Origin of the sequence: Pseudomonas sp. C5pp (assembly GCF_000814065.1) — a bacterium.
Classification (GTDB): domain Bacteria; phylum Pseudomonadota; class Gammaproteobacteria; order Pseudomonadales; family Pseudomonadaceae; genus Aquipseudomonas; species Aquipseudomonas asiatica.
In genome coordinates this window covers 178965-197255 of record NZ_JWLN01000010.1, presented here as the reverse complement: position 1 = coordinate 197255, position 18291 = coordinate 178965, and the positions used below count along the sequence as shown (strand labels likewise).

General features: G+C 62.9%; 19 protein-coding genes. 15 read left to right on the top strand and 4 right to left on the bottom strand.

The window, feature by feature from the left end:
* From RR51_RS10895 to RR51_RS10880, 4 genes are all read left to right on the top strand, one after another.
* The coding region (locus RR51_RS10895; RefSeq protein ID WP_039613507.1) for an Ig-like domain-containing protein at positions 1 to 2050 on the top strand (2050 nt) is incomplete at its 5' end.
* Complete coding sequence (locus RR51_RS10890) at positions 2050 to 3321, top strand: TolC family protein (RefSeq protein ID WP_039613506.1); 1272 nt, start codon at positions 2050 to 2052, stop codon at positions 3319 to 3321. The genes RR51_RS10895 and RR51_RS10890, both read left to right, overlap by 1 nt.
* A complete protein-coding gene (locus tag RR51_RS10885) occupies positions 3311 to 5473 on the top strand; it encodes a type I secretion system permease/ATPase (protein ID WP_039613505.1) in 2163 nt (720 codons plus the stop codon). Before RR51_RS10890 ends, RR51_RS10885 begins: the two co-directional genes overlap by 11 nt.
* Positions 5463 to 6650, top strand: a complete 1188-nt coding sequence (locus tag RR51_RS10880) for an HlyD family efflux transporter periplasmic adaptor subunit (RefSeq protein WP_052261048.1) — start codon at positions 5463 to 5465, stop codon at positions 6648 to 6650. Before RR51_RS10885 ends, RR51_RS10880 begins: the two co-directional genes overlap by 11 nt.
* A 9-nt stretch (positions 6651 to 6659) precedes the next feature.
* Here RR51_RS10880 and RR51_RS10875 read toward each other — a convergent pair whose 3' ends face one another.
* The gene (locus RR51_RS10875; protein ID WP_039613504.1) at positions 6660 to 7517 is read right to left on the bottom strand and encodes a LysR family transcriptional regulator; all 858 of its coding nucleotides are present in this window, start codon (positions 7515 to 7517) and stop codon (positions 6660 to 6662) included.
* Between the two features lie 90 nt (positions 7518 to 7607).
* Between RR51_RS10875 and RR51_RS10870 the strand changes: the two genes are divergently transcribed.
* From RR51_RS10870 to RR51_RS10860, 3 genes are all read left to right on the top strand, one after another.
* Complete coding sequence (locus RR51_RS10870; protein ID WP_039613503.1) at positions 7608 to 8021, top strand: VOC family protein; 414 nt, start codon at positions 7608 to 7610, stop codon at positions 8019 to 8021.
* Between the two features lie 26 nt (positions 8022 to 8047).
* A complete protein-coding gene (locus RR51_RS10865) occupies positions 8048 to 9337 on the top strand; it encodes a cation:dicarboxylate symporter family transporter (RefSeq protein ID WP_039613502.1) in 1290 nt (429 codons plus the stop codon).
* A 258-nt stretch (positions 9338 to 9595) separates the two neighbouring features.
* Complete coding sequence (locus RR51_RS10860; RefSeq protein WP_015270222.1) at positions 9596 to 10018, top strand: anti-virulence regulator CigR family protein; 423 nt, start codon at positions 9596 to 9598, stop codon at positions 10016 to 10018.
* Positions 10019 to 10033: 15 nt separating this feature from the next.
* Here RR51_RS10860 and RR51_RS10855 read toward each other — a convergent pair whose 3' ends face one another.
* Positions 10034 to 10267: a hypothetical protein gene (locus RR51_RS10855; protein WP_039613501.1), complete on the bottom strand. Its 234-nt coding sequence runs from the start codon at positions 10265 to 10267 to the stop codon at positions 10034 to 10036.
* A 164-nt stretch (positions 10268 to 10431) separates the two neighbouring features.
* Between RR51_RS10855 and RR51_RS10850 the strand changes: the two genes are divergently transcribed.
* The gene (locus tag RR51_RS10850; protein ID WP_038409613.1) at positions 10432 to 10761 is read left to right on the top strand and encodes a hypothetical protein; all 330 of its coding nucleotides are present in this window, start codon (positions 10432 to 10434) and stop codon (positions 10759 to 10761) included.
* Position 10762: 1 nt separating this feature from the next.
* Here the strand turns inward: RR51_RS10850 and osmE are convergent, their stop codons facing one another.
* Both osmE and RR51_RS10840 read right to left on the bottom strand, forming a co-directional pair.
* Positions 10763 to 11119, bottom strand: a complete 357-nt coding sequence (gene osmE, locus RR51_RS10845; protein WP_003258803.1) for an osmotically-inducible lipoprotein OsmE — start codon at positions 11117 to 11119, stop codon at positions 10763 to 10765.
* A gap of 275 nt (positions 11120 to 11394) precedes the next feature.
* Positions 11395 to 11601, bottom strand: coding sequence for a hypothetical protein (locus RR51_RS10840; protein WP_003258802.1), 207 nt, complete (start codon positions 11599 to 11601; stop codon positions 11395 to 11397).
* 229 nt (positions 11602 to 11830) lie between these two features.
* On the opposite strand from RR51_RS10840, the gene RR51_RS10835 reads away from it, so the two are divergent.
* The 7 genes from RR51_RS10835 to RR51_RS10805 all read left to right on the top strand — a co-directional run bounded on the left by RR51_RS10835 (position 11831) and on the right by RR51_RS10805 (position 18271).
* A complete protein-coding gene (locus RR51_RS10835) occupies positions 11831 to 12811 on the top strand; it encodes a quinone oxidoreductase family protein (RefSeq protein WP_039613500.1) in 981 nt (326 codons plus the stop codon).
* A 13-nt stretch (positions 12812 to 12824) separates the two neighbouring features.
* Positions 12825 to 13673, top strand: coding sequence for a TauD/TfdA dioxygenase family protein (locus RR51_RS10830; protein ID WP_013972530.1), 849 nt, complete (start codon positions 12825 to 12827; stop codon positions 13671 to 13673).
* Between the two features lie 54 nt (positions 13674 to 13727).
* Positions 13728 to 14777, top strand: coding sequence for a 3-keto-5-aminohexanoate cleavage protein (locus RR51_RS10825; protein ID WP_039613499.1), 1050 nt, complete (start codon positions 13728 to 13730; stop codon positions 14775 to 14777).
* Positions 14778 to 14971: 194 nt separating this feature from the next.
* Positions 14972 to 16285 carry an MFS transporter gene (locus tag RR51_RS10820; RefSeq protein ID WP_039613498.1) on the top strand — a complete coding sequence of 438 codons (1314 nt, stop codon included), beginning with the start codon at positions 14972 to 14974 and terminating at the stop codon, positions 16283 to 16285.
* Complete coding sequence (locus RR51_RS10815; RefSeq protein WP_039613497.1) at positions 16282 to 16935, top strand: DsbA family oxidoreductase; 654 nt, start codon at positions 16282 to 16284, stop codon at positions 16933 to 16935. The genes RR51_RS10820 and RR51_RS10815 overlap by 4 nt, the downstream gene beginning before the upstream one ends.
* Positions 16932 to 17258, top strand: a complete 327-nt coding sequence (locus tag RR51_RS10810; protein WP_039613496.1) for a Rieske (2Fe-2S) protein — start codon at positions 16932 to 16934, stop codon at positions 17256 to 17258. The genes RR51_RS10815 and RR51_RS10810 overlap by 4 nt, the downstream gene beginning before the upstream one ends.
* A complete protein-coding gene (locus RR51_RS10805) occupies positions 17255 to 18271 on the top strand; it encodes a YeiH family protein (protein ID WP_039613495.1) in 1017 nt (338 codons plus the stop codon). Before RR51_RS10810 ends, RR51_RS10805 begins: the two co-directional genes overlap by 4 nt.
* The last annotated feature ends 20 nt before the right edge of the window (positions 18272 to 18291 follow it).

Genomic DNA, 18291 nt, shown 5'->3' with positions numbered 1-18291 from the left:
GCTGGCCAACGGCACAGTGGTCAACGCCGTGGCCCATGACCCGGCCGGCAATGCCAGCGGGCCGAGCAGCGTCACCGTTGACGCTATCGCCCCGGGCGCGCCGACCATCGAGCCGAGCAATGGTGTGGTCCTCACGGGTACCGCTGAGCCCGGCGCCACCGTCATCCTCACCGATGGTGGCGGCAACCCGATCGGCGAGACGACCGCCGACGGCAGTGGCGACTGGAGCTTCACCCCGGCCACGCCGCTGGCCAATGGCACGGTGGTCAACGCGGTGGCCGAGGACGCCGCCGGTAACACCAGCGGTCCGGCCAGTACCACGGTCGACACGGTGGCACCGTCGGCGCCGCTGCTGAGCATCAGTGCCGATGGTGCGCTGCTGACTGGTACCGCCGAGCCGAACAGCCAGGTACGCCTCGTGATCGACGGCGATACCGCCAACCCGATCACGGTAAATGTCGACGGTAGTGGCAACTTCAGCCTGCCGTTCGCGCCACCGCTTATCACTGGCGAGTTGATCAGCGGGGTCACCGCTGACGCTGCCGGCAACCTCAGCGGCCCGGCGACGATCAATGCGCCGGACCTGGCGCCGCCGACGATCAGCGTGCCGGAGGCAGCCGATACCTGGATCAATGCTGCCGAGATCAGCGACGGCATCCAGGTCGACGTGACGATCCGCCCGACCATGCAGGTCGGCCAGGTGATCACGGTCGCCTTCGCCGGGCAGAACGGCTACGAGACGCAGGCAACGCACACCATCACCGCCGGCGATATCCTGGCCGGCAGCGTCACCGTGACCATTCCCCCGGGCAGTGGCATGGGGCCATTCCCGGAAGGCGCCTCCACCGTCACCGCAGACATCAATGGCGGTACTGCCTCGACCTCGGTGCCGTTCACTGTCGACACCATCCCGCCTGCGACCCCGGTGTTGTCGCTGGTGGGCAGCATCCTGACCATCTCCACCGATCCGGGAACCGAACTGACGGTCGAAGTGGACATCGGCGGCGTCACTGCCACCGCCACGGTGACTGCCGACAACAGCGGGCTGGCTTCGCTGAACCTGCTTACCGACCTGGACATTGACCTTACCCTGGACCAGTTGCTCAATGCCCAGGTCTCGGTGACCGGCGAGGACCCGGCCGGCAACCCGAGCAATGTGGCGACCATCGGCGTCGGCAGCAGCATCGAGCAGCCAGTGACCATCGGCAACTTCGGCGTCGATGTCAGCCTCAACCCGCTGAACCCGCGGTTCGGTTTCAGCGGCACCACCGAGCCGGACTCCAGCGTGGTGATCCGTGTCATCACCCCGGCGCTGAACGTCGAGCTGCTGCCGATTCAGGCGGACAGTTCCGGCAATTTCTCGCTGAACCTGCTGAGCCCGACCGTCCTCACCCAGTTGGGGTTGAACATCACCGATATCCTCAACCTGGGTTCGCAGATCTCGTTCAACGTTGTCTCCACCGACACCAACGGCAATGACAGCTCGGCCTACGGCATTACCCTTGCCCCTAACGGGCTGTCGCTGAATATCGGCCAGATCGACGTCAACGGCACCTCGGGGGACGATGTCATGTCCGGGGCGGACGGCAGTTCGGAGCACATCAATGGAGGCGATGGCAGCGACCTGATCTTCAACGTGGGGACCGGCGATCAGGTAGTGGCAGGCGATGGCAACGACGCCATCCAGATCACCTCGACCGACTTCACCAGCATCGACGGCGGTGCAGGCTTCGACACCCTGATCCTGGCCGACGGCATCGACCTTGACTACAACGCCGTCGGCGTCGGTACGCTCTCCAACATCGAGCGCATCGACCTCGGCAAGGGCGACTCGGGAAGCGTGCTGACATTGACGGCGGCGGAGGTCGACGCCATCACCGATGGCAACAACATCCTGCAGATCACTGGCGAGAGCAACGACACCCTCAACGTGGTGGGTGCCGTGAACACAGGAACCACCCAGCAGGTCAACGGCATTACCTACGACGTCTATAACTTTGGCAGCAGTACCCTGCTGATCGAGGACAACACGGTACAGGTCGTGGTCTGATGCGCGGCCTGTCCGTGCTCAAGGGAAGGCGCCGTGGCGCGGGAGCCCTTTGGCTCCTGTGCTTCGGGCTGCCGCTGTCCGCGCCGGCCATCCCTCTCGACCAGGCGGTGCGGGCGGGGTTGGCGATCCACCCGCAGGTGCGTTCGGCGATGGCCGAAGCGGACCGTGCGGGTACCGAAGTAGAGATCGCCAAGGGTGGTTACTACCCCTCCGTCACCATGTCCGGGGGGCCGCAGGAGTTCGACGTTGGCGAGGTCGTCTACGACGTCACCGTATCGCAGATGCTGTATGACTGGGGAAGGGTGACGAGCAAGGTCGACAGCGCCAGCGCCACCCGGCGCAAACTGTCCGAGGCGGTGCTGGTGGCGCGCGACGATGCTGCGCTGGATATCGTCGAGACCTACCTCGATGTGCTTGCCTCGGAGCGCCGGGTGGAGACGGTGCGCCAGCACATCCAGCGCCTCGACGGCATCCGCGAGATGACCCAGGCGCGCGGCAGCGATGGATACGCCGACCGCAGCGAACTGGACCGCGCCAACCTCGAACTGTCACGTGCCCAGGAACAGCTGTCGCTGGAGAAGGGCAACCTGCAGGACGCGCGCAACCAGTACGCGATCCTGGTTGGCCAGGACCCCTCCGAACTGGTGGAGCCAGAGCCGATGTCGCTGCAGCGCTACCTGGCTGCCAGCGACGTGGCGCGGGTGATCCGTGAGTCGCCGTTGCAGCGCAAGGCGCTGGAGGACGCCAATGTCGCCGAGGCGCAAGTCCGCGAGGCCAAGGCTTCGTTGCTGCCGCAGTTGAATCTGGAGGCCTCCGCGTTGCGCCGGGAGATCGGCGGTCGTCCGGAAAGCGACTCGGTGATGTCGCTGCGCTTTCGCATGGATACCTTCCAGGGGCTTTCCAACTTCCGTCGGCCGACTGCTGCGCAACAGCGTCTGGAGTCGGCGCAATGGACGGCCGATGCGATGCAGCGTGACATCCGCCGGCAGTTGCAGACGCTGTTCGACAACGGTGACACGCTACGGTGGCGGGAACAGTCCCTGAGCCAGCAGGTGACGGAGTCGGAGCAGGTTGGCGAGCTGTACCGCGAGCAATTCGAGGTCGGCCGGCGCGACGTGATCGACTTGCTCAACGTGCAGCGCGAACGCTTCGAGGCCGAGCGGCAGTTGATCAATCTGCACATAGAGCGCAAGCGTATCGAGTATCGAGCGGCCGCGCAGGTCGGGTTGTTGGGGGCATTACTGGAGAATCGGTTGAATCATGGAAGTTGAACAATCCCCGGATAATGTCGTGACCCTGAACCACGACGACCCGCTGCGCCAGGGCCTGTTGCTGCTGTGCCGGCAATTGGGCCGGCCGCTGGGCGACGCCGAGCTGGTCGACGGCTTGGCACTGGAGCACGGACGCCTGCCGCTGCGCTTGGTCGCCCGCGCCCTGCGTCGCGCCGACATCACTGCCAGGGTCGCGGAACTCCCGTTGCGGCAGATGGACGCCTACCTGCTGCCGGCCCTGCTGTTGCTTGACGATGGCCGCAGCCTGCTGCTGGTTGGCATCGAGGGTGAGCAGTACGAGGTGCTGGTGCCGCAGAGCGACGGCGGCCGTGAGTGCCTGGTGCTGCCCGCTCTGGAGGCGCTTTACAGCGGCACGGCGGTGTTCGCCAAGTGCCGCTACCGCCCCGATGGGCGGGTGGGCGACTACGCCAGCGGCCTGCCGGAGCACTGGTTCTTCGGGCCGCTAAAGCGGCTTTGGCGCTCCTATGCGGAAGTCACGGCGGCGGCCCTGGTGGCCAACGTCCTGGCCGTCGCCTCGGCGCTGTTCGCCATGCAGGTTTACGACCGAGTGGTGCCCAACGCAGCCTTCGATACCCTATGGATACTCGCCAGCGGCGTGGCCCTGGCGATCATCGTCGACGGGGTATTGCGGATCCTTCGCGGGCACCTGCTGAACGTTCTCGGCAAGCGCCTGGACCTGCAGTTGTCGAGCCTGCTGTTCGCGCGCGTGCTAAGTACCCGGATTGCCGCCAAACCGGCGTCGATGGGCGCGTTCAGCACCCAGGTGCGTGAGTTCGAGTCGGTCCGAGAGTTCTTCACTTCGTCCAGCGCCGCACTGATCAGCGACCTGCCGTTCGTGGCGATCTTCCTGTTGATCATTGCCGTGATCGGCGGCCATGTGGTCTGGGTGCCGCTGGTGGCCTGTGTGCTGATGCTGCTGCCAGGGCTTCTGACCCAGCGCCTGCTGGGGCACCTGTCGCGGCAGAACCTGCGCGAAGGGGCGCTGAAGAACAGCGTGCTGCTGGAAGCCTTCGAACACCTGGAGACGGTCAAGGCTGCGCGTGCCGAAGGCCGCTGCCAACAGCAGTGGGAGACGCTCACCGGGGAACTGGCCGGTACTGCAATGAAGACCCATGCGTTGGCCTCGACCCTCAGCTATTCGGCGAGTATCGTTCAGCAGCTGTGCTATGTCGGGGTGGTGGTGTTCGGCGTCTACCGGATAAGCGACGGCGCGATGACCGTCGGTGCCCTGGTGGCCTGTTCGATCCTGGCCTCGCGGGCCATCGCACCACTGTCCCAGGCTGCCGCCATCCTTGGCCGCTGGCAACATACCAAGGTGGCGCTGGAGGGGCTCGACCAGCTGATGTCCGCCGAGCAGGAGCGGCCCGCCGGCAAGCGCTTCGTGCACCGCGACCGGCTCCACGGGCATTACCGCCTGGAGGCGCTGCGCCTGGCCCATGGCGACAGCCCACCGGTGGTCGACGTGCAGGCGCTGAACATCCAGGCCGGCGAGCGGGTAGCGCTGCTCGGTGGCAACGGCGCCGGCAAGTCGACCCTGCTGCGGCTGCTCAGCGGCCTGCTCGAAGCGCAATCCGGCCGGCTGCTGCTGGACGACATCGCCCTGAGCCAGCTCGACCCGGCCGACCGCCAGCGCGGCATCGGCTACTTGCCGCAGGATGTGGCGCTGTTCCACGGCAGCCTGCGGGAAAACCTCAACCTGGCCAACGCCGCGCTGGGCGACGAGGAATTGCTGGAAGCCCTCGATGGCGTGGGGCTGGGCACTTTCGTGCGCGCCCACCCGTTGGGCCTGGACATGCCGATCCAGGGCAATGCCAGCCTCTCCGGCGGCCAGCGCCAGGCGGTGGGGTTGGCCCGCGTACTGTTGCAGGACCCGCCGATCCTGCTGCTTGACGAGCCGACCGCGGCCTTCGACCAGAACAGCGAGAAGCAGGTCATCGACTACCTGCAGAAATGGCTGGGCCGGCGCACCCTGATCATCACCACCCACAAGAAAAGCGTCTTGGCGCTGGTGGACCGTGCAGTGGTGCTGCGCAACGGCCAGGTGATCATGGACGGCCCGCTGAACCAGGTGGTGCTGGGCAACCAGGTACAGGCGCCGCAGGTCGCCGAAGGAGCCGGCCATGGCAACTGAAAAAAGTTCTGTAGTGCTGCGCCGGCAACTGGCCGATCCCTTGCTGGCGACCACTCACCCGGTCTATCGCCCGCTGCTCTGGACCCTGCTCGGCAGCGTCTTGCTGTTCGTTGCCTGGGCTGCCTGGGCGGAGCTCGATGAAGTGACGCGCGGCGATGGGCGTGTGGTGCCGTTCAGCCGCATCCAGAAGATCCAGAGCCTGGAAGGGGGCATTCTCGACCGCCTGCTGGTGCAGGAGGGTGACCTGGTGGAGGTCGGCCAGCCGCTGCTGCGCCTGGACGAGACGCGCTTTCTCACCAATTTCCAGGAGTCGGCCAACCAGGCCGGCGTGCTGCGCGCGGCCATCGCCCGGCTGGACGCCGAGGTGCTGGGCAAGGCGGCCATCGAGTTCCCGCCGGACATCGACCCGCAAGGGCCGCTGGCGCGTTCCGAGCGCGAGCTGTTCAAGTCGCGGCGGGACAAGCTGCTCGAAGGCAGCCAGGCGATCCAGAGGCAGATCAGCCTGGCCCAGAGCCAGCTCGACCTGGTCCGCCCGCTGGTGGCCAAGCGTGCGGTGAGCCAGATGGAGGCGCTGCGCCTGAGCCAGGACATCGCTACCCTCAACGGCAAGCTGACCGAGCTGAAGAGCAGCTACTTCCAGGATGCCTATACCGAACGCTCACAGCGCAAGGCCGACCTCAGTGCCCTGGAGCCGATCGTCCAGCAGCGCCAGGACCAGCTGCGCCGCACCGGGATCGTTTCGCCGGTGCGTGGGCGGGTGAACACCGTGCTGATCAACACCCGTGGCGGGGTGATCCAGCCCGGCGAAGCGATCATGGAGGTGATCCCGGTGGAGGACCGCCTGCTGGTAGAGGCCAGGATCAAGCCGCGCGACGTGGCCTTCCTGGTACCGGGCATGCCGGCCAAGGTGAAGATCACCGCCTACGATTTCAGCATCTATGGCGACCTCAAGGGCACCCTGGAGCAGATCAGCGCCGACACCATTGAGGAGGACACGCCCCACGGCAAGGAGTCGTACTATCAGGTGCTGATTCGCACTGACGGCAGCCAGCTCAAGCGCGGCGAGGAGGTGCTGCCGATCATCCCCGGCATGGTTGCCGAGGTGGATATCCTCAGCGGCAAGCGCAGCGTGCTCAATTACTTGCTGCGCCCACTGATCAAGGCCCGTCTGTACTGAGTCGGAGCGTCAGGCCATCAGTACGGATGCCAGCAGCTTGATTGCCGAGGTGCGGTGATGGCCGGCACTGTAGGCCAGCACTATGTCGCGGCAGTATCTTGGTTCTTCGCTCAGAATCCGGGCGTTTGGCGATTGCTCCAGCAATGACGGCCATTGCGGTACCAAGGAAACGCCTTGCCCCAGCGACACCAGCAGGCTGATGGCTTCGAGCGCATCAAGGTCGCAAGCCACGCTTGGCGCGAGGCCCAGATCGTCCAGATAGCGCTGGGTTATCAGGCCGCCCCAGGAATCGACGGCATATCGGATATAGGGCCCGGTGGCCAGCATTGCCTGCGCTTCAGCCCGGGAGGCCGCGGCAGGTGCCAACAAGCACAGCGGTTCGCTGCGCAACGTGAGCGTTCTCAACGATTTTGCGGTCTTGAAGGGGGGCGCGACCAGGATTCCCGCATCCAGTTCCTGATTGATCAGCTTGTCATGAAGCAGTTTCGAGTCACCGGGCGTGATGGTGAGCTTGAGGTCGGGCGCGGAGGAAGACAAATGCTCCAGTGCTGCCGGTACAAGGCCGGTGAGGGCGGTTGATATGGCGCCAATGCGCAGTTCCCCGGTCAGCGTGTCGGCGTTGAGGTCGTTCCTCAGCTGATTGGCATGCTCGATGATGCAACGTATCCGTGGAATCAATGCCAGCAGCTGTTCTGTCGGCCTTATCGCGTGTGCTTCTCTATTGAAGAGAGTGCAGCCCAAGTGTTTCTCCAAATTTCGAATACGCAAACTTATTGCAGCGGCTGAAACATTTGCTTTCTTTGCCGCACCCGCAATGGAGCCGCACTCCACAACAGATATGAGGCTTTCCAGATTTTGAATGTCCATAAGTAATGCTTATGCTCAGGCCAAGTGTCAGTTGGTGTACATGAGTGCCGGGCGGTGTGAGGATAGTGGCTCCGTTCGAGGAGTACCATCATGTTGACACCCTTTCATGTTGCTTATCATGTCAGCGATCTGGATGTGGCAAGAAAATTCTATAAAGAAGTTCTTGGTTGCGTCGAGGGACGTAGCACTGAGACCTGGGTAGACTTCGAGTTCTTTGGTCACCAGATATCTCTGCATGTGGGCAAGCCCTTTGAAACCAGCCGCACTGGCAAGGTGGGCCCGCACCTTGTACTGATGCCCCATATCGGGGTGATATTGCCTCTGGATCGCTGGCAAGCCTTGGCTGAGCGCCTTGGAGTTCTGGGCGTGCAGTTCGAAATCCCGCCGGTCGTTCGTTTCGAGGGTGAGCCTGGCGAGCAGAGGACGATGTTTTTCCTGGATCCCAGTGGTAACCCGATCGAGATCAAGGGGTTCAAGAATTTGAGTGCAGTATTTGCTTCCTAGTATTTTATAAAACAGAGATCAGTCCCGTGAGAATAAAAATAAATTTAATCACGCAAATTGCAATTGGTCTGGCTGTCGGTATATGCGTTGGCGTGTTGTTGAATCATTTTCCCGATTACAAGGGGTGGTGGATCGAACAAGTGCTACAGCCGGCGGGCGACGCGTTTATAAAACTGATGAAAATGATCATCGTGCCGCTGGTGTTTTCCTGCATGGTGGTAGGCATAGCCGGCTCTGGCAAACGCGCATTGGGGCGGGTGGGAACAAAAAGCCTTGTCTATTTCTTTGTTGTCACCGGGGTCGCAATCATTTTCGGTTTGTTGATCGGTAATGTGCTCCAGCCAGGCGCCGGTGCGGGCTTCGCCGTTTCATCGGCGAGTGAAGCAGTGCCACCGGTGCAAAATGGTTCGGCAGGGCTCGGCAAGGTACTGTTGGACATCATTCCTGATAACGTAGTGGCCGCAATGGCAGAGGCGAAGCTGTTGTCGGTACTGTTCTTCGCAATCTTGTTCGGGGTGGCACTGTCTACGCTGGATGAACCCAGGAAAAAGCCGTTGGTTGCGGTGCTGCAGACGGTGGTGGATACCATGTTCAAGGTCACTCATATGGTCATGGCCTACTCACCGATCGGCATCTTTGCCCTGATCGCCGTCACCGTGTCCACCTTCGGGATTGACTCACTGCTGCCGTTGGCAAAACTGATTGCCATCACTTATGTGGCGGTACTGTTCTTTGCAATTGTCGTGCTGGGGCTTGTTGCCAGGGCTGTTGGAGAGAATATCTTCGAGATCATCAAGGCCTTCAAGGGTGAACTGATACTGGCGTTCAGCAGCGCGAGTTCTGCCACCGTCATGCCGCAATTGATGGCCAAGACCGAAGCAAGGGGTATACCGCGTACGATCACTTCGCTGGTGATCCCATTGGGTTATTCATTCAACCTGGATGGCGCGTCGCTGTTTGCGGGCTTGGGTACACTGTTTATCGCGCAGGCCTACCATATTGAACTGGCCTTGGCAGACCAGGTCATGCTGGTATTCATCATGGTATTGACGTCCAAAGGGGCTGCCGGAGTGCCCGGGTTCATGTTCGTGATTCTCACTGCAACCCTGACGGCGGCAGGTTTGCCTTTGGAAGGCGTGGCCTTGATTGCAGGGGTATATCGATTGATGGACATGCCCGTTACGGCACTGAATGTGCTCGGCAATGCGCTGGCGCCGATCGTGATTGCAAAATGGGAAAGCCGTTCTGGCTCTCTACCGGCTGAATCGCGTGTTCATGGCGGTGATGTCGTGGTTATGGAGCAACCATCTCGATAAAAGAGGGGCAGGTTCGTTCAGCGAGGCGTCAGGAACGGGAATTGCAGTATCCCTGCAAACCTGCCTATTCGGGGATACGGCCATGCTTCCTGAAGATCTTTATTTCATGTTTCTCTTCGCCATTGGCGTGCTGGCCCTTGATGTGGCAGCCATCATGCTCTATCGGAGTGCCAAGCCTTGACCCGTGTTTGGGGACTTTCACCCTGAACCGGGTTTTGGTCTAAAGTGCAGGGACGTCTCTCGTGTAAGGAAACAGCTATGGCAAAGCGTCGATGGGCAGTTATCGCTACCTCGATCGCGCTGGCAGTGGGGCCGGCGCTCACTTATGCCGACCCGGGTAATGGTAAAGGGCAGGGCCACGGCAAGGACAAGGGCCAGCATGGTCAAGGTCACGGAGGCTCGTATGGTGGCCCGTCGATAAACCGTGGCGATGTGCTTGGCATTCTTGACGGGCACCGTGGCTACTGGAGCGCAGGGCCGGCGCTGCCCCCCGGCATTCAGAAGAACCTGGCCCGTGGCAAACCTCTACCGCCAGGTATCGCCAAGAAGCTGGATGGCAGGCTGTTGGGGCAACTCCCTCATTATGATGGCTATGAGTGGATGCAGGCGGGGGCGGACCTGATCCTGGTAGCAGTCGCTACGGGGATCATCTACGAGGTGTTGAACGGCGCACTGGATTGAAGCCTGGCGCTGGTGTCAGCCAGCGCCTTCATTCTTGTCATCCTTGCCGCTACTATTTTCCAGAACGTTAAGTACTGAGCCTTTGTCGTCCGTCACCAGCAGTTCGCTCGAGTGCGTGCCCTCTGTTTGTAGTTCGGCCAGTGGCATATCTGCATTACGAAAAATGCTGCGACCTTGTTCACCAACACTCAAGGTGATGAGTTTTCCATTCTGATAGAAGAAGTGCGTGCGGTTGGTGTTCTTTTGCATGGTGCGTGCTCCGAAGGCTATTGGCAGGGTTCACTTTCCCAGCCTTCACGCACCCAGGCTACTGGCAGAAATATCAGGTGGGCCTGTGCTGCGAGACTTTGGTTGATTGGTAAGCCAATACAACCCCCGTTAGAATGCAGCGTATCCTTGATGGCTAATTGCAAATGTCTATGTTTCGTATCTTTCTCTTCGCCGTGCTGGTCACCGGTGTTGCCGGCTGCGCAACCCCTGGCAAACCCACTGCCAGCAAACTGACTCACAAATCGCCCCAGCAATACGCCGCTTGCGTACTACCCAAATGGCAAGCACTGGCGCCTCAAGCCACGCAGAAATCGATCGCCCACGGCTACCGGCTGACGGCACCCAGCCCCGTGGCATCCGATGATGTGCTGGACGTAGTCGATTCCCACGAGGGCAGCCGCGCGACCTTCTACAAGGGCAGCTTCCTGTCTGGCGACAAATTGCGCCAGGCAGCCAGGGAATGCCTGGACTGACTCAGTAACCCGATCCGCTAGAGCCGCCCATGCTGGGCAGGCGGGCCCTGCGCTGAGCATTGCTCCACTCGGCGCAGGTCATGAAAGCGGTATTGTCCACTTTGCCGGTGCCGTCGAAACTTACGCTGTAGGGCTGCCGGTTGTCGGCCTTGGTCAGCATGTAGTCGAAACAGGTGCCGGGCACCACGGTGCGTTCGGTCTCGGCATCGGGCTTGCCGCCTACCTGCATGACCTGGTCTCTGCTCATGCCGTTGGTGACTTTCGCCACCAGCGGCTGATCGTGGTACAGCGTGGAATTGGACGAACAGGCAGACAGCGCTGCCAGTGCAAGGATCAGCGCGTGAAAGGGTTTGTTCATGGCAGTGCTCCGGTAGAGGACGCCGACCGGCGATATCAATTCGCTCGGCTTTCAATCATACGCCTGCACTGCCGCACCCGCAGTAACGTGCCCCCATGTGGGAGCGGCTTTAGCCGCGAACACCGGCGCAGCCGGTGCCATTTGGATTCTTCGCGGCTAAAGCCGCTCCCACAGATTACGCGGACTGCTTCCGAACTCAGTTCTCTACATGACAGCGCAACCCGAAAGGCTGGGCGATCTCCCACAGGGATCGAGCAAGGCTATTGCTTGCGCGATCAGCCTGCATCACCGCGCTTGTTCATCTGCTCACACTGCGTCTGCGCAGCCGTCCTGCTTGGATAACTGGGCTTGAGCCGCTCCTTCGCTTGGTTATCGTAGATGTCGAAACCTCCACATACGGTAGCGGCGTAATAGCGGCTACCCACGCGGAACGACTCCTTTTCGATCGGCACAGCGGGAACGATAACGAATCTTGGTTGCATTTTTCGTGCCTCCCCAGGCAGAGACTTAAGTATTAGTCTGACCATTGGCAAGCATCAAGGAGGCTCATGAATAAAACACAGTTTTCGTGATCGGCAGGTCGACGCTCGTACTGTCATCAAATGAAAACCCGCTGTCGTCCGATGCGAAGCACCCCACACACTAAGGGCATACAGTCCAATTACCCAGAACTGACGCCATGCGTCCAGATCGATGATTGGAGAGACAAGCATGTCCAAAGTCGTACGTTTCCATCAGACCGGTGGCCCCGAGGTGCTGCGCTACGAGGACGCCGAGGTCGGCGAGCCCGGCCCGGGGCAGGTGCGTTTGCGCCAGGTGGCTGTGGGCCTGAACTACGCCGATACCTATTTCCGCAACGGCACCTACCCGATCCCGCTGCCCAACGGCATTGGCGTGGAAGCGGCCGGGGTGGTCGAGGCACTGGGCGAGGGTGTGACCCAGGTGGCAGTCGGTGACCGGGTCACCTACACCGGTTTCCTTAACACCTTGGGCGCCTATTGCACCGAGCGCCTGATCCCCGCGGCCGCGCTGATCAAGCTGCCCGATACCATCGCCTTCGAAACCGCCGCTGCCATGACCATGCGCGGCCTGACCTCGGCCTATCTGCTGCGTCGGCTGCATGACTTCAAACCCGGCGACAGCGTGCTGCTGCATGCCGCTGCTGGCGGGGTCGGCCTGATCGTCGCGCAGTGGGCGCATCTGCTGGGGCTTAACGTGATCGGCACGGTGTCCACCGAGGCCAAGGCCGAAGTGGCTCGCGCCCATGGCTGCAACCACGTCATCAACTACAGCGTCGAGGACGTTGCCACGCGCGTGCGTGAGCTGACCGACGGGGTGGGGGTGAACGTGGTGTTCGACAGCGTTGGCAAGAACACCTTCATGGGCTCGCTCGATTCGCTCAAGCGCCGCGGCCTGATGGTTTGCGTCGGCACGGCGTCGGGCACCATTCCGCCGTTCGACCCGCAGTTGCTGGCGATCAAGGGCTCGCTGCAGCTCACCCGCCCGGCACTGGCCGACTTCATCGCCGACCCGGCGGAAAAGGCTGACCTGGCCGGTGAGCTGTTCGATCACGTCGGCAGCGGGCGCATCCGTATCGAGATCAACCAGCACTACGCACTGCAGGATGCCGTCCAGGCCCACCGTGACCTGGAAGCGCGCAAGACCACCGGCTCGTCGATCTTCGTCATCTGAAGAGGGCAACAGCATGCACATCGAACAACTGACCTGCGCGATTGGTGCCGAGGTAAGTGGGGTCAACCTGGCCGACGCGATCCACGACGACGACCTGTTCGCCCAGCTTCGCGCGCAGTTGCTCCGGCACCGTGTGCTGTTCCTGCGCGACCAGCACTTCAGCCGCGCCGAACACGTGGCGTTCGCCCGCCGCTTCGGCGACCTGGAGGATCACCCGGTGGCCGGTAGCGACCCGGAGCATCCGGGCCTGGTACAGATCTACAAGCGCCCGGACCAGCCCAACGACCGCTATGAAAATGCCTGGCACACCGACGCCACCTGGCGCGAGGCCCCGCCGATGGGCTGTGTGCTGCGCTGCATCGAATGCCCGCCCGTGGGCGGCGACACGATGTGGGCGAACATGGTGCTGGCCTATGAAAACCTGCCAGGCGATGTGAAGGCCAAGATCGAAGGCCTGCGCGCCCGCCACAGCATCGAGGCGAGCTTTGGCGCTGCCATGCCGCTAGAGAAGCGCCTGGCGCTGAAGGCGCAGTTCCCCGATGCCGAGCACCCGGTTGTGCGCACCCACCCGGAAACCGGCGAGCAGGTGCTGTTCGTCAATGCCTTCACCACCCATTTCAGCAACTACCACACCCCGCAGCGGGTGCGCTTCGGCCAGGACGCCAACCCCGGCGCCAGCGACCTGCTGCGCTACCTCATCAGCCAGGCCTACCTGCCGGAGTACCAGGTGCGCTGGCGCTGGAAGCCCAACAGCGTGGCGATCTGGGACAACCGCAGCACACAGCATTACGCCGTCATGGACTACCCGCCGTGCCATCGCAAGATGGAGCGCGCCGGGATCAAGGGCAGCCCCACGTTCTGAGTTCGTCGCCGTCGCTGGCGGCAACCGCACAATAACAATAGCGAGGACTACAGCATGCAATTCTTCGACGATTCGTTGCACCCGGAAAACATGGAAAAGGTGGTGATCACCGTGGCGCCCTATGGCCCGGAGTGGATGCCCGAAGACTTCCCTGAAGACATTCCCCTGACCATGGACGAGCAGGTGCAGAAGGCTGTCGACTGCTTTGATGCAGGTGCCACCGTACTGCACCTGCACGTGCGCGAACTGGACGGCAAGGGCTCCAAGCGCCTGTCCAAGTTCAACGAGCTGATCGCCGGGGTGCGCGAAGCGGTGCCGGACATGATCATCCAGGTTGGCGGATCGATTTCCTTTGCCCCGGAAAGCGAGGGCGAGGCGGCCAAGTGGCTGTCGGACGACACCCGGCACATGCTCGCCGAGCTGACGCCGCGCCCCGACCAGGTGACCGTGGCCATCAACACCACGCAGATGAACATCATGGAGTTGCTGTACCCCGAGTACCTGGAAGGCACCTCGCTGGCCAGCCCGGCGATTCATGCCGCCTACAGCGAAATGACCGTGCCGGCCGGCCCGGCCTGGGTCCGCGAGCACCTGCGCCGCCTGCAGGCCAGCAACATCCAGCCGCATTTCCAGCTGACCGGCATGCATGCCCTGGAGACGCTCGAGCGCATCGTGCGTCGCGGTGACTACATGGGCCCGCTGAACCTGACCTGGATCGGCATCGGCGGCGGTTTCGACGGCCCCAACCCGTTCAACTTCTTCAACTTCATCCACCGCGCGCCGGACGGCTGCACCCTGACCGCCGAATCGTTGCTGAAGAACGTGCTGCCGTTCAACACCATGGCCCTGGCCATGGGCTTGCACCCACGCTGCGGCAACGAAGACACCATCATCGACCAGCATGGCAAGCGCTTCACCTCGGTGCAGCAGATCCAGCAGACCGTGCGTGTGGCCCATGAGCTGGGCCGCGAGATTGCCAGCGGCAAGGAAGCACGCGCCATTTATCGCATCGGGCAGCAGTACGACAGCATCGAGCAGACCCTCGAGGCCAACGGCATGGCGCCGAATCGCCAGCCGGGCGTGAAGGGCGTGCCGCAGCGCTGACTTCACTGGCCTGCGCTGGCCTTTGTAGGAGCGGCCTTGTGTCGCGACAGGGCTGCACAGCAGCCCCGGCAATAGTTGAGTTGACGCTTCAATCGGGGGCCGCTTTGCGGCCCATCGCGACACAAGGCCGCTCCTACAGGGGGCGTGCCAATACATAAGAACAAGAAAAACCCACATCACCCCAAGGAGGCAACATGGCCACCTATCTCGCCAGTGCCGAAGATTCCGGCACCGACACCGCCCACAGCGTCCCCCGACGCTATGCCTGGGTGGTCTTCGCCCTGACCTTTGGCCTGTTGATCTCCGACTACATGTCGCGCCAGGTGCTCAATGCGGTTTTCCCGCTGCTCAAGGGCGAATGGGCATTGAGCGACAGCCAGCTCGGCCTGCTCAGCGGTATCGTCGCGCTGATGGTCGGCCTGCTGACCTTCCCGCTGTCGCTGCTGGCCGACCGCTTCGGCCGGGTGCGCAGCCTGGTGCTGATGGCAGTACTGTGGAGCCTGGCCACCCTCGGCTGCGCCCTGGCGGAAAACTACCCGCAAATGTTCGTCGCGCGTTTTCTGGTGGGGGTGGGCGAGGCTGCCTACGGCAGTGTCGGCATCGCCGTGGTGGTCGCCGTGTTCCCCCGCGACATGCGCTCGACCCTGGCCGGCGCGTTCATGGCCGGTGGCATGTTCGGCTCGGTGCTGGGCATGGCCCTGGGCGGTGTACTGGCCCAGCACCTGGGCTGGCGCTGGGCATTCGCTGGCATGGCGCTGTTCGGCCTGGTGCTGGCGACGCTGTACCCGCTGATCGTCAAGGAGGCACGTATTGCGCCTCGGTGCGCGCAGCAGTCGCAAGGCAGGGCCGGCCGCCCGCTGCGCACCCTGTACAGCAGCCGTTCGGTCATCGCGGCCTACGTCGGCAGCGGGCTGCAGCTGTTCGTCGGCGGCACCGTGATCGTGTGGATGCCAAGCTACCTGAACCGCTATTACGCCATGAGCACCGACCGCGCCGGGGCAATTGCCGCAGTCATCGTGCTGTGCAGCGGCATCGGCATGATCCTCTGCGCCATGCTCTGCGACCGCCTCGGGCGGCAGCGCCCGGACCGCAAGATCAGCCTTGCCATCGCCTACTGCCTGGGCAGTTGCGCGCTGTTGTCCATCGCCTTCGCACTGCCGGCCGGCACCGCCCAACTGGTACTGATCTGCCTGGGCATGATGATAGCCGCCGGCACCAACGGCCCGTCCAGTGCCATGGTCGCCAACCTCACCCACGCCTCGGTGCACGGCACCGCGTTTGCCACCCTGACCCTGGCCAACAACCTGTTGGGCCTGGCGACCGGGCCGCTGATCACTGGGCGCGTTTCCGACCTGATCGGCTTGCATGCCGCCTTCCAGCTGGTACCGCTGATGAGCATCGGCGCGGCGGCGGTGTTTTTCCTTGCCAAACGTCATTACCACCGCGACATGGAGCGTCTGCATGCACCGGCAGGCGACGCTGCCGCACCCCGGGAGTTGAAACCGTGAAACAGCTGTTGTCCGTCGAAGTGTTCTTCGATTTCGTCTGCCCCTGGTGCCTGATTGGCCAGCGACACCTGCAGGCCGCGCTCTTGCACTTGCAGCGTGAACAACCGCAAGTGCAGGTACAACTGCAATGGCGAGGTGTGCAGTTGTTGCCGGGCTTGCCAGCCAGTGGCGTGCCGTTCCATGCCTTCTATCTGCAACGCCTGGGCAGCGAGGAAGCGGTACGTGAGCGCCAGGCCCAGGTGCGCGCCGCTGCCCGCGTGGTGGGCGAGGACATCGACTTCTCGCGTATTCGCCGCATGCCCAACACCGGCAATGCCCATCGGCTGCTGCAACGGGCTGCTCAGTTGCTCGAAGCAGCGCAACTGGAAGCCTTGCTGGCACAGCTGTTCATCGCCTATTTCCACCAGGGGCGCGACCTGGGGGATAGCCGCACCTTGCTCGACATCGCCCAATGTTGTGGGCTGGAAGCCGTGCAGGTTGTCGACTGCCTGCGTGACGACGGCAGCCCGTTCCTCGATGGGGCAGGTCGCGCCGGCAGTGCAGTGCCGCGTTTCCGTTTCAATCAAGGGCCGCTCATTGCAGGTGCGCAGCCTGCCGAGGTCTTGTATGCGGCCATGACCGAAGCGCTGCAAGAGGTTGAGAGGGCATGACCCGGCGCATTGCATTGGCCCCCCATCAGGTGCCGGAACGTGACGGCCGTGTGCTGTTGGCCTGTGAAGGGCGCAGCGTGGCACTGTTCAACGTTGCCGACTCGCTCTATGCCATTGACGACAGCTGCCCGCACCAGGGCGCGTCGTTGTGTGGCGGCCGGCTGGAAGGCCGTGTCATCCAGTGCTGCGCGCACGGCCTGCGCTTTGACCTGGCCAGCGGCTACCTGGTCAATTCCAGGGCCTTGAAGGTTGCCAGCTACCCGGTCGAGCAGCAGGGCGGGCAGGTTTACATCGTGTTTGACTGTGAGGAAGCGGGGCAATGAATACACTGGCACTTGGCGCTACCCATCAGCGTATCCGCACCCTCGCCCCGGGGGTGGTGGTCAGCCTCATCGTCGGTGCGGCCGCCAGTTTCCTCAGTGAGCATTACGCAGCGCCGGTCATGCTGTTTGCCTTGTTACTCGGGATGGCGCTGAACTTTCTCGCGGTCGATGGCCCCTGCAAAGCCGGTATCGAGTTCACCGCCCGCACAGTACTGCGCCTGGGCGTGGCGCTACTTGGCATGCGCATCACCCTGGACCAGATCGCCAGCCTGGGCTGGAAGCCCGTGGCCCTGGTCGTGACCCTGGTGGTGGTGACCATCCTGGTTTCGGTGGTGGTGGCCAAGGCGCTGGGGTTTTCACGGCTGTTCGGCATGCTCACCGGCGGTGCCACGGCCATTTGCGGTGCCTCGGCGGCGCTGGCGCTGGCAGCTGCCTTGCCCCAGCACCCGCGCAAGGAGCATGCAACGCTGTTTACCGTGATCGGCGTGTCGGCGCTGTCGACCCTGGCGATGATCCTGTACCCGATGATTGCCCAGTGGCTGCACCTGTCCCCAGCCCAGGCCGGGGTGTTCCTCGGTGCGACCATCCACGATGTGGCGCAGGTGGTGGGCGCGGGCTACAGCATGTCTACCGAGACCGGCGACATCGCCACGGTGGTCAAGCTGATGCGGGTGGCCATGTTGTTGCCGGTCATTGTCTGCGCGGCCATGATCACCCGGCGCCAGGGCCTCGAGGCAGGCGGGCAGCGGCCGCCCTTGTTGCCATGGTTCGCGGTCGGCTTCCTGCTGCTGGCGTGCGTCAACAGCACAGGCTGGGTACCCGCCGCGGTGCAGGGCGGTATCAACGACCTGTCGCGCGGCTGCCTGGTGGTGGCGATCAGTGCCCTGGGCATGAAAACCCAACTCAAGGCGCTGGCCTCGGTCGGGGTGAAACCCATTGCGCTGATGGTGGGGGAGAGCGTGTTTCTTGTGCTTTTGGTTCTGGCGTTGATGCATTGGGTGGGTTCGGCTTGAGATGTGTGGCGCCTGTGAGA

Coding starts and splice junctions, on each gene's coding strand:
- RR51_RS10890 (WP_039613506.1), top strand. CDS start 2,050: ATGCGCGGCCTGTCCGTGCTCAAGGGAAGGCGCCGTGGCGCGGGAGCC.
- RR51_RS10885 (WP_039613505.1), top strand. CDS start 3,311: ATGGAAGTTGAACAATCCCCGGATAATGTCGTGACCCTGAACCACGAC.
- RR51_RS10880 (WP_052261048.1), top strand. CDS start 5,463: ATGGCAACTGAAAAAAGTTCTGTAGTGCTGCGCCGGCAACTGGCCGAT.
- RR51_RS10875 (WP_039613504.1), bottom strand. CDS start 7,517: ATGGACATTCAAAATCTGGAAAGCCTCATATCTGTTGTGGAGTGCGGC.
- RR51_RS10870 (WP_039613503.1), top strand. CDS start 7,608: ATGTTGACACCCTTTCATGTTGCTTATCATGTCAGCGATCTGGATGTG.
- RR51_RS10860 (WP_015270222.1), top strand. CDS start 9,596: ATGGCAAAGCGTCGATGGGCAGTTATCGCTACCTCGATCGCGCTGGCA.
- RR51_RS10855 (WP_039613501.1), bottom strand. CDS start 10,267: ATGCAAAAGAACACCAACCGCACGCACTTCTTCTATCAGAATGGAAAA.
- RR51_RS10850 (WP_038409613.1), top strand. CDS start 10,432: ATGTCTATGTTTCGTATCTTTCTCTTCGCCGTGCTGGTCACCGGTGTT.
- osmE (WP_003258803.1), bottom strand. CDS start 11,119: ATGAACAAACCCTTTCACGCGCTGATCCTTGCACTGGCAGCGCTGTCT.
- RR51_RS10840 (WP_003258802.1), bottom strand. CDS start 11,601: ATGCAACCAAGATTCGTTATCGTTCCCGCTGTGCCGATCGAAAAGGAG.
- RR51_RS10835 (WP_039613500.1), top strand. CDS start 11,831: ATGTCCAAAGTCGTACGTTTCCATCAGACCGGTGGCCCCGAGGTGCTG.
- RR51_RS10830 (WP_013972530.1), top strand. CDS start 12,825: ATGCACATCGAACAACTGACCTGCGCGATTGGTGCCGAGGTAAGTGGG.
- RR51_RS10825 (WP_039613499.1), top strand. CDS start 13,728: ATGCAATTCTTCGACGATTCGTTGCACCCGGAAAACATGGAAAAGGTG.
- RR51_RS10820 (WP_039613498.1), top strand. CDS start 14,972: ATGGCCACCTATCTCGCCAGTGCCGAAGATTCCGGCACCGACACCGCC.
- RR51_RS10810 (WP_039613496.1), top strand. CDS start 16,932: ATGACCCGGCGCATTGCATTGGCCCCCCATCAGGTGCCGGAACGTGAC.
- RR51_RS10805 (WP_039613495.1), top strand. CDS start 17,255: ATGAATACACTGGCACTTGGCGCTACCCATCAGCGTATCCGCACCCTC.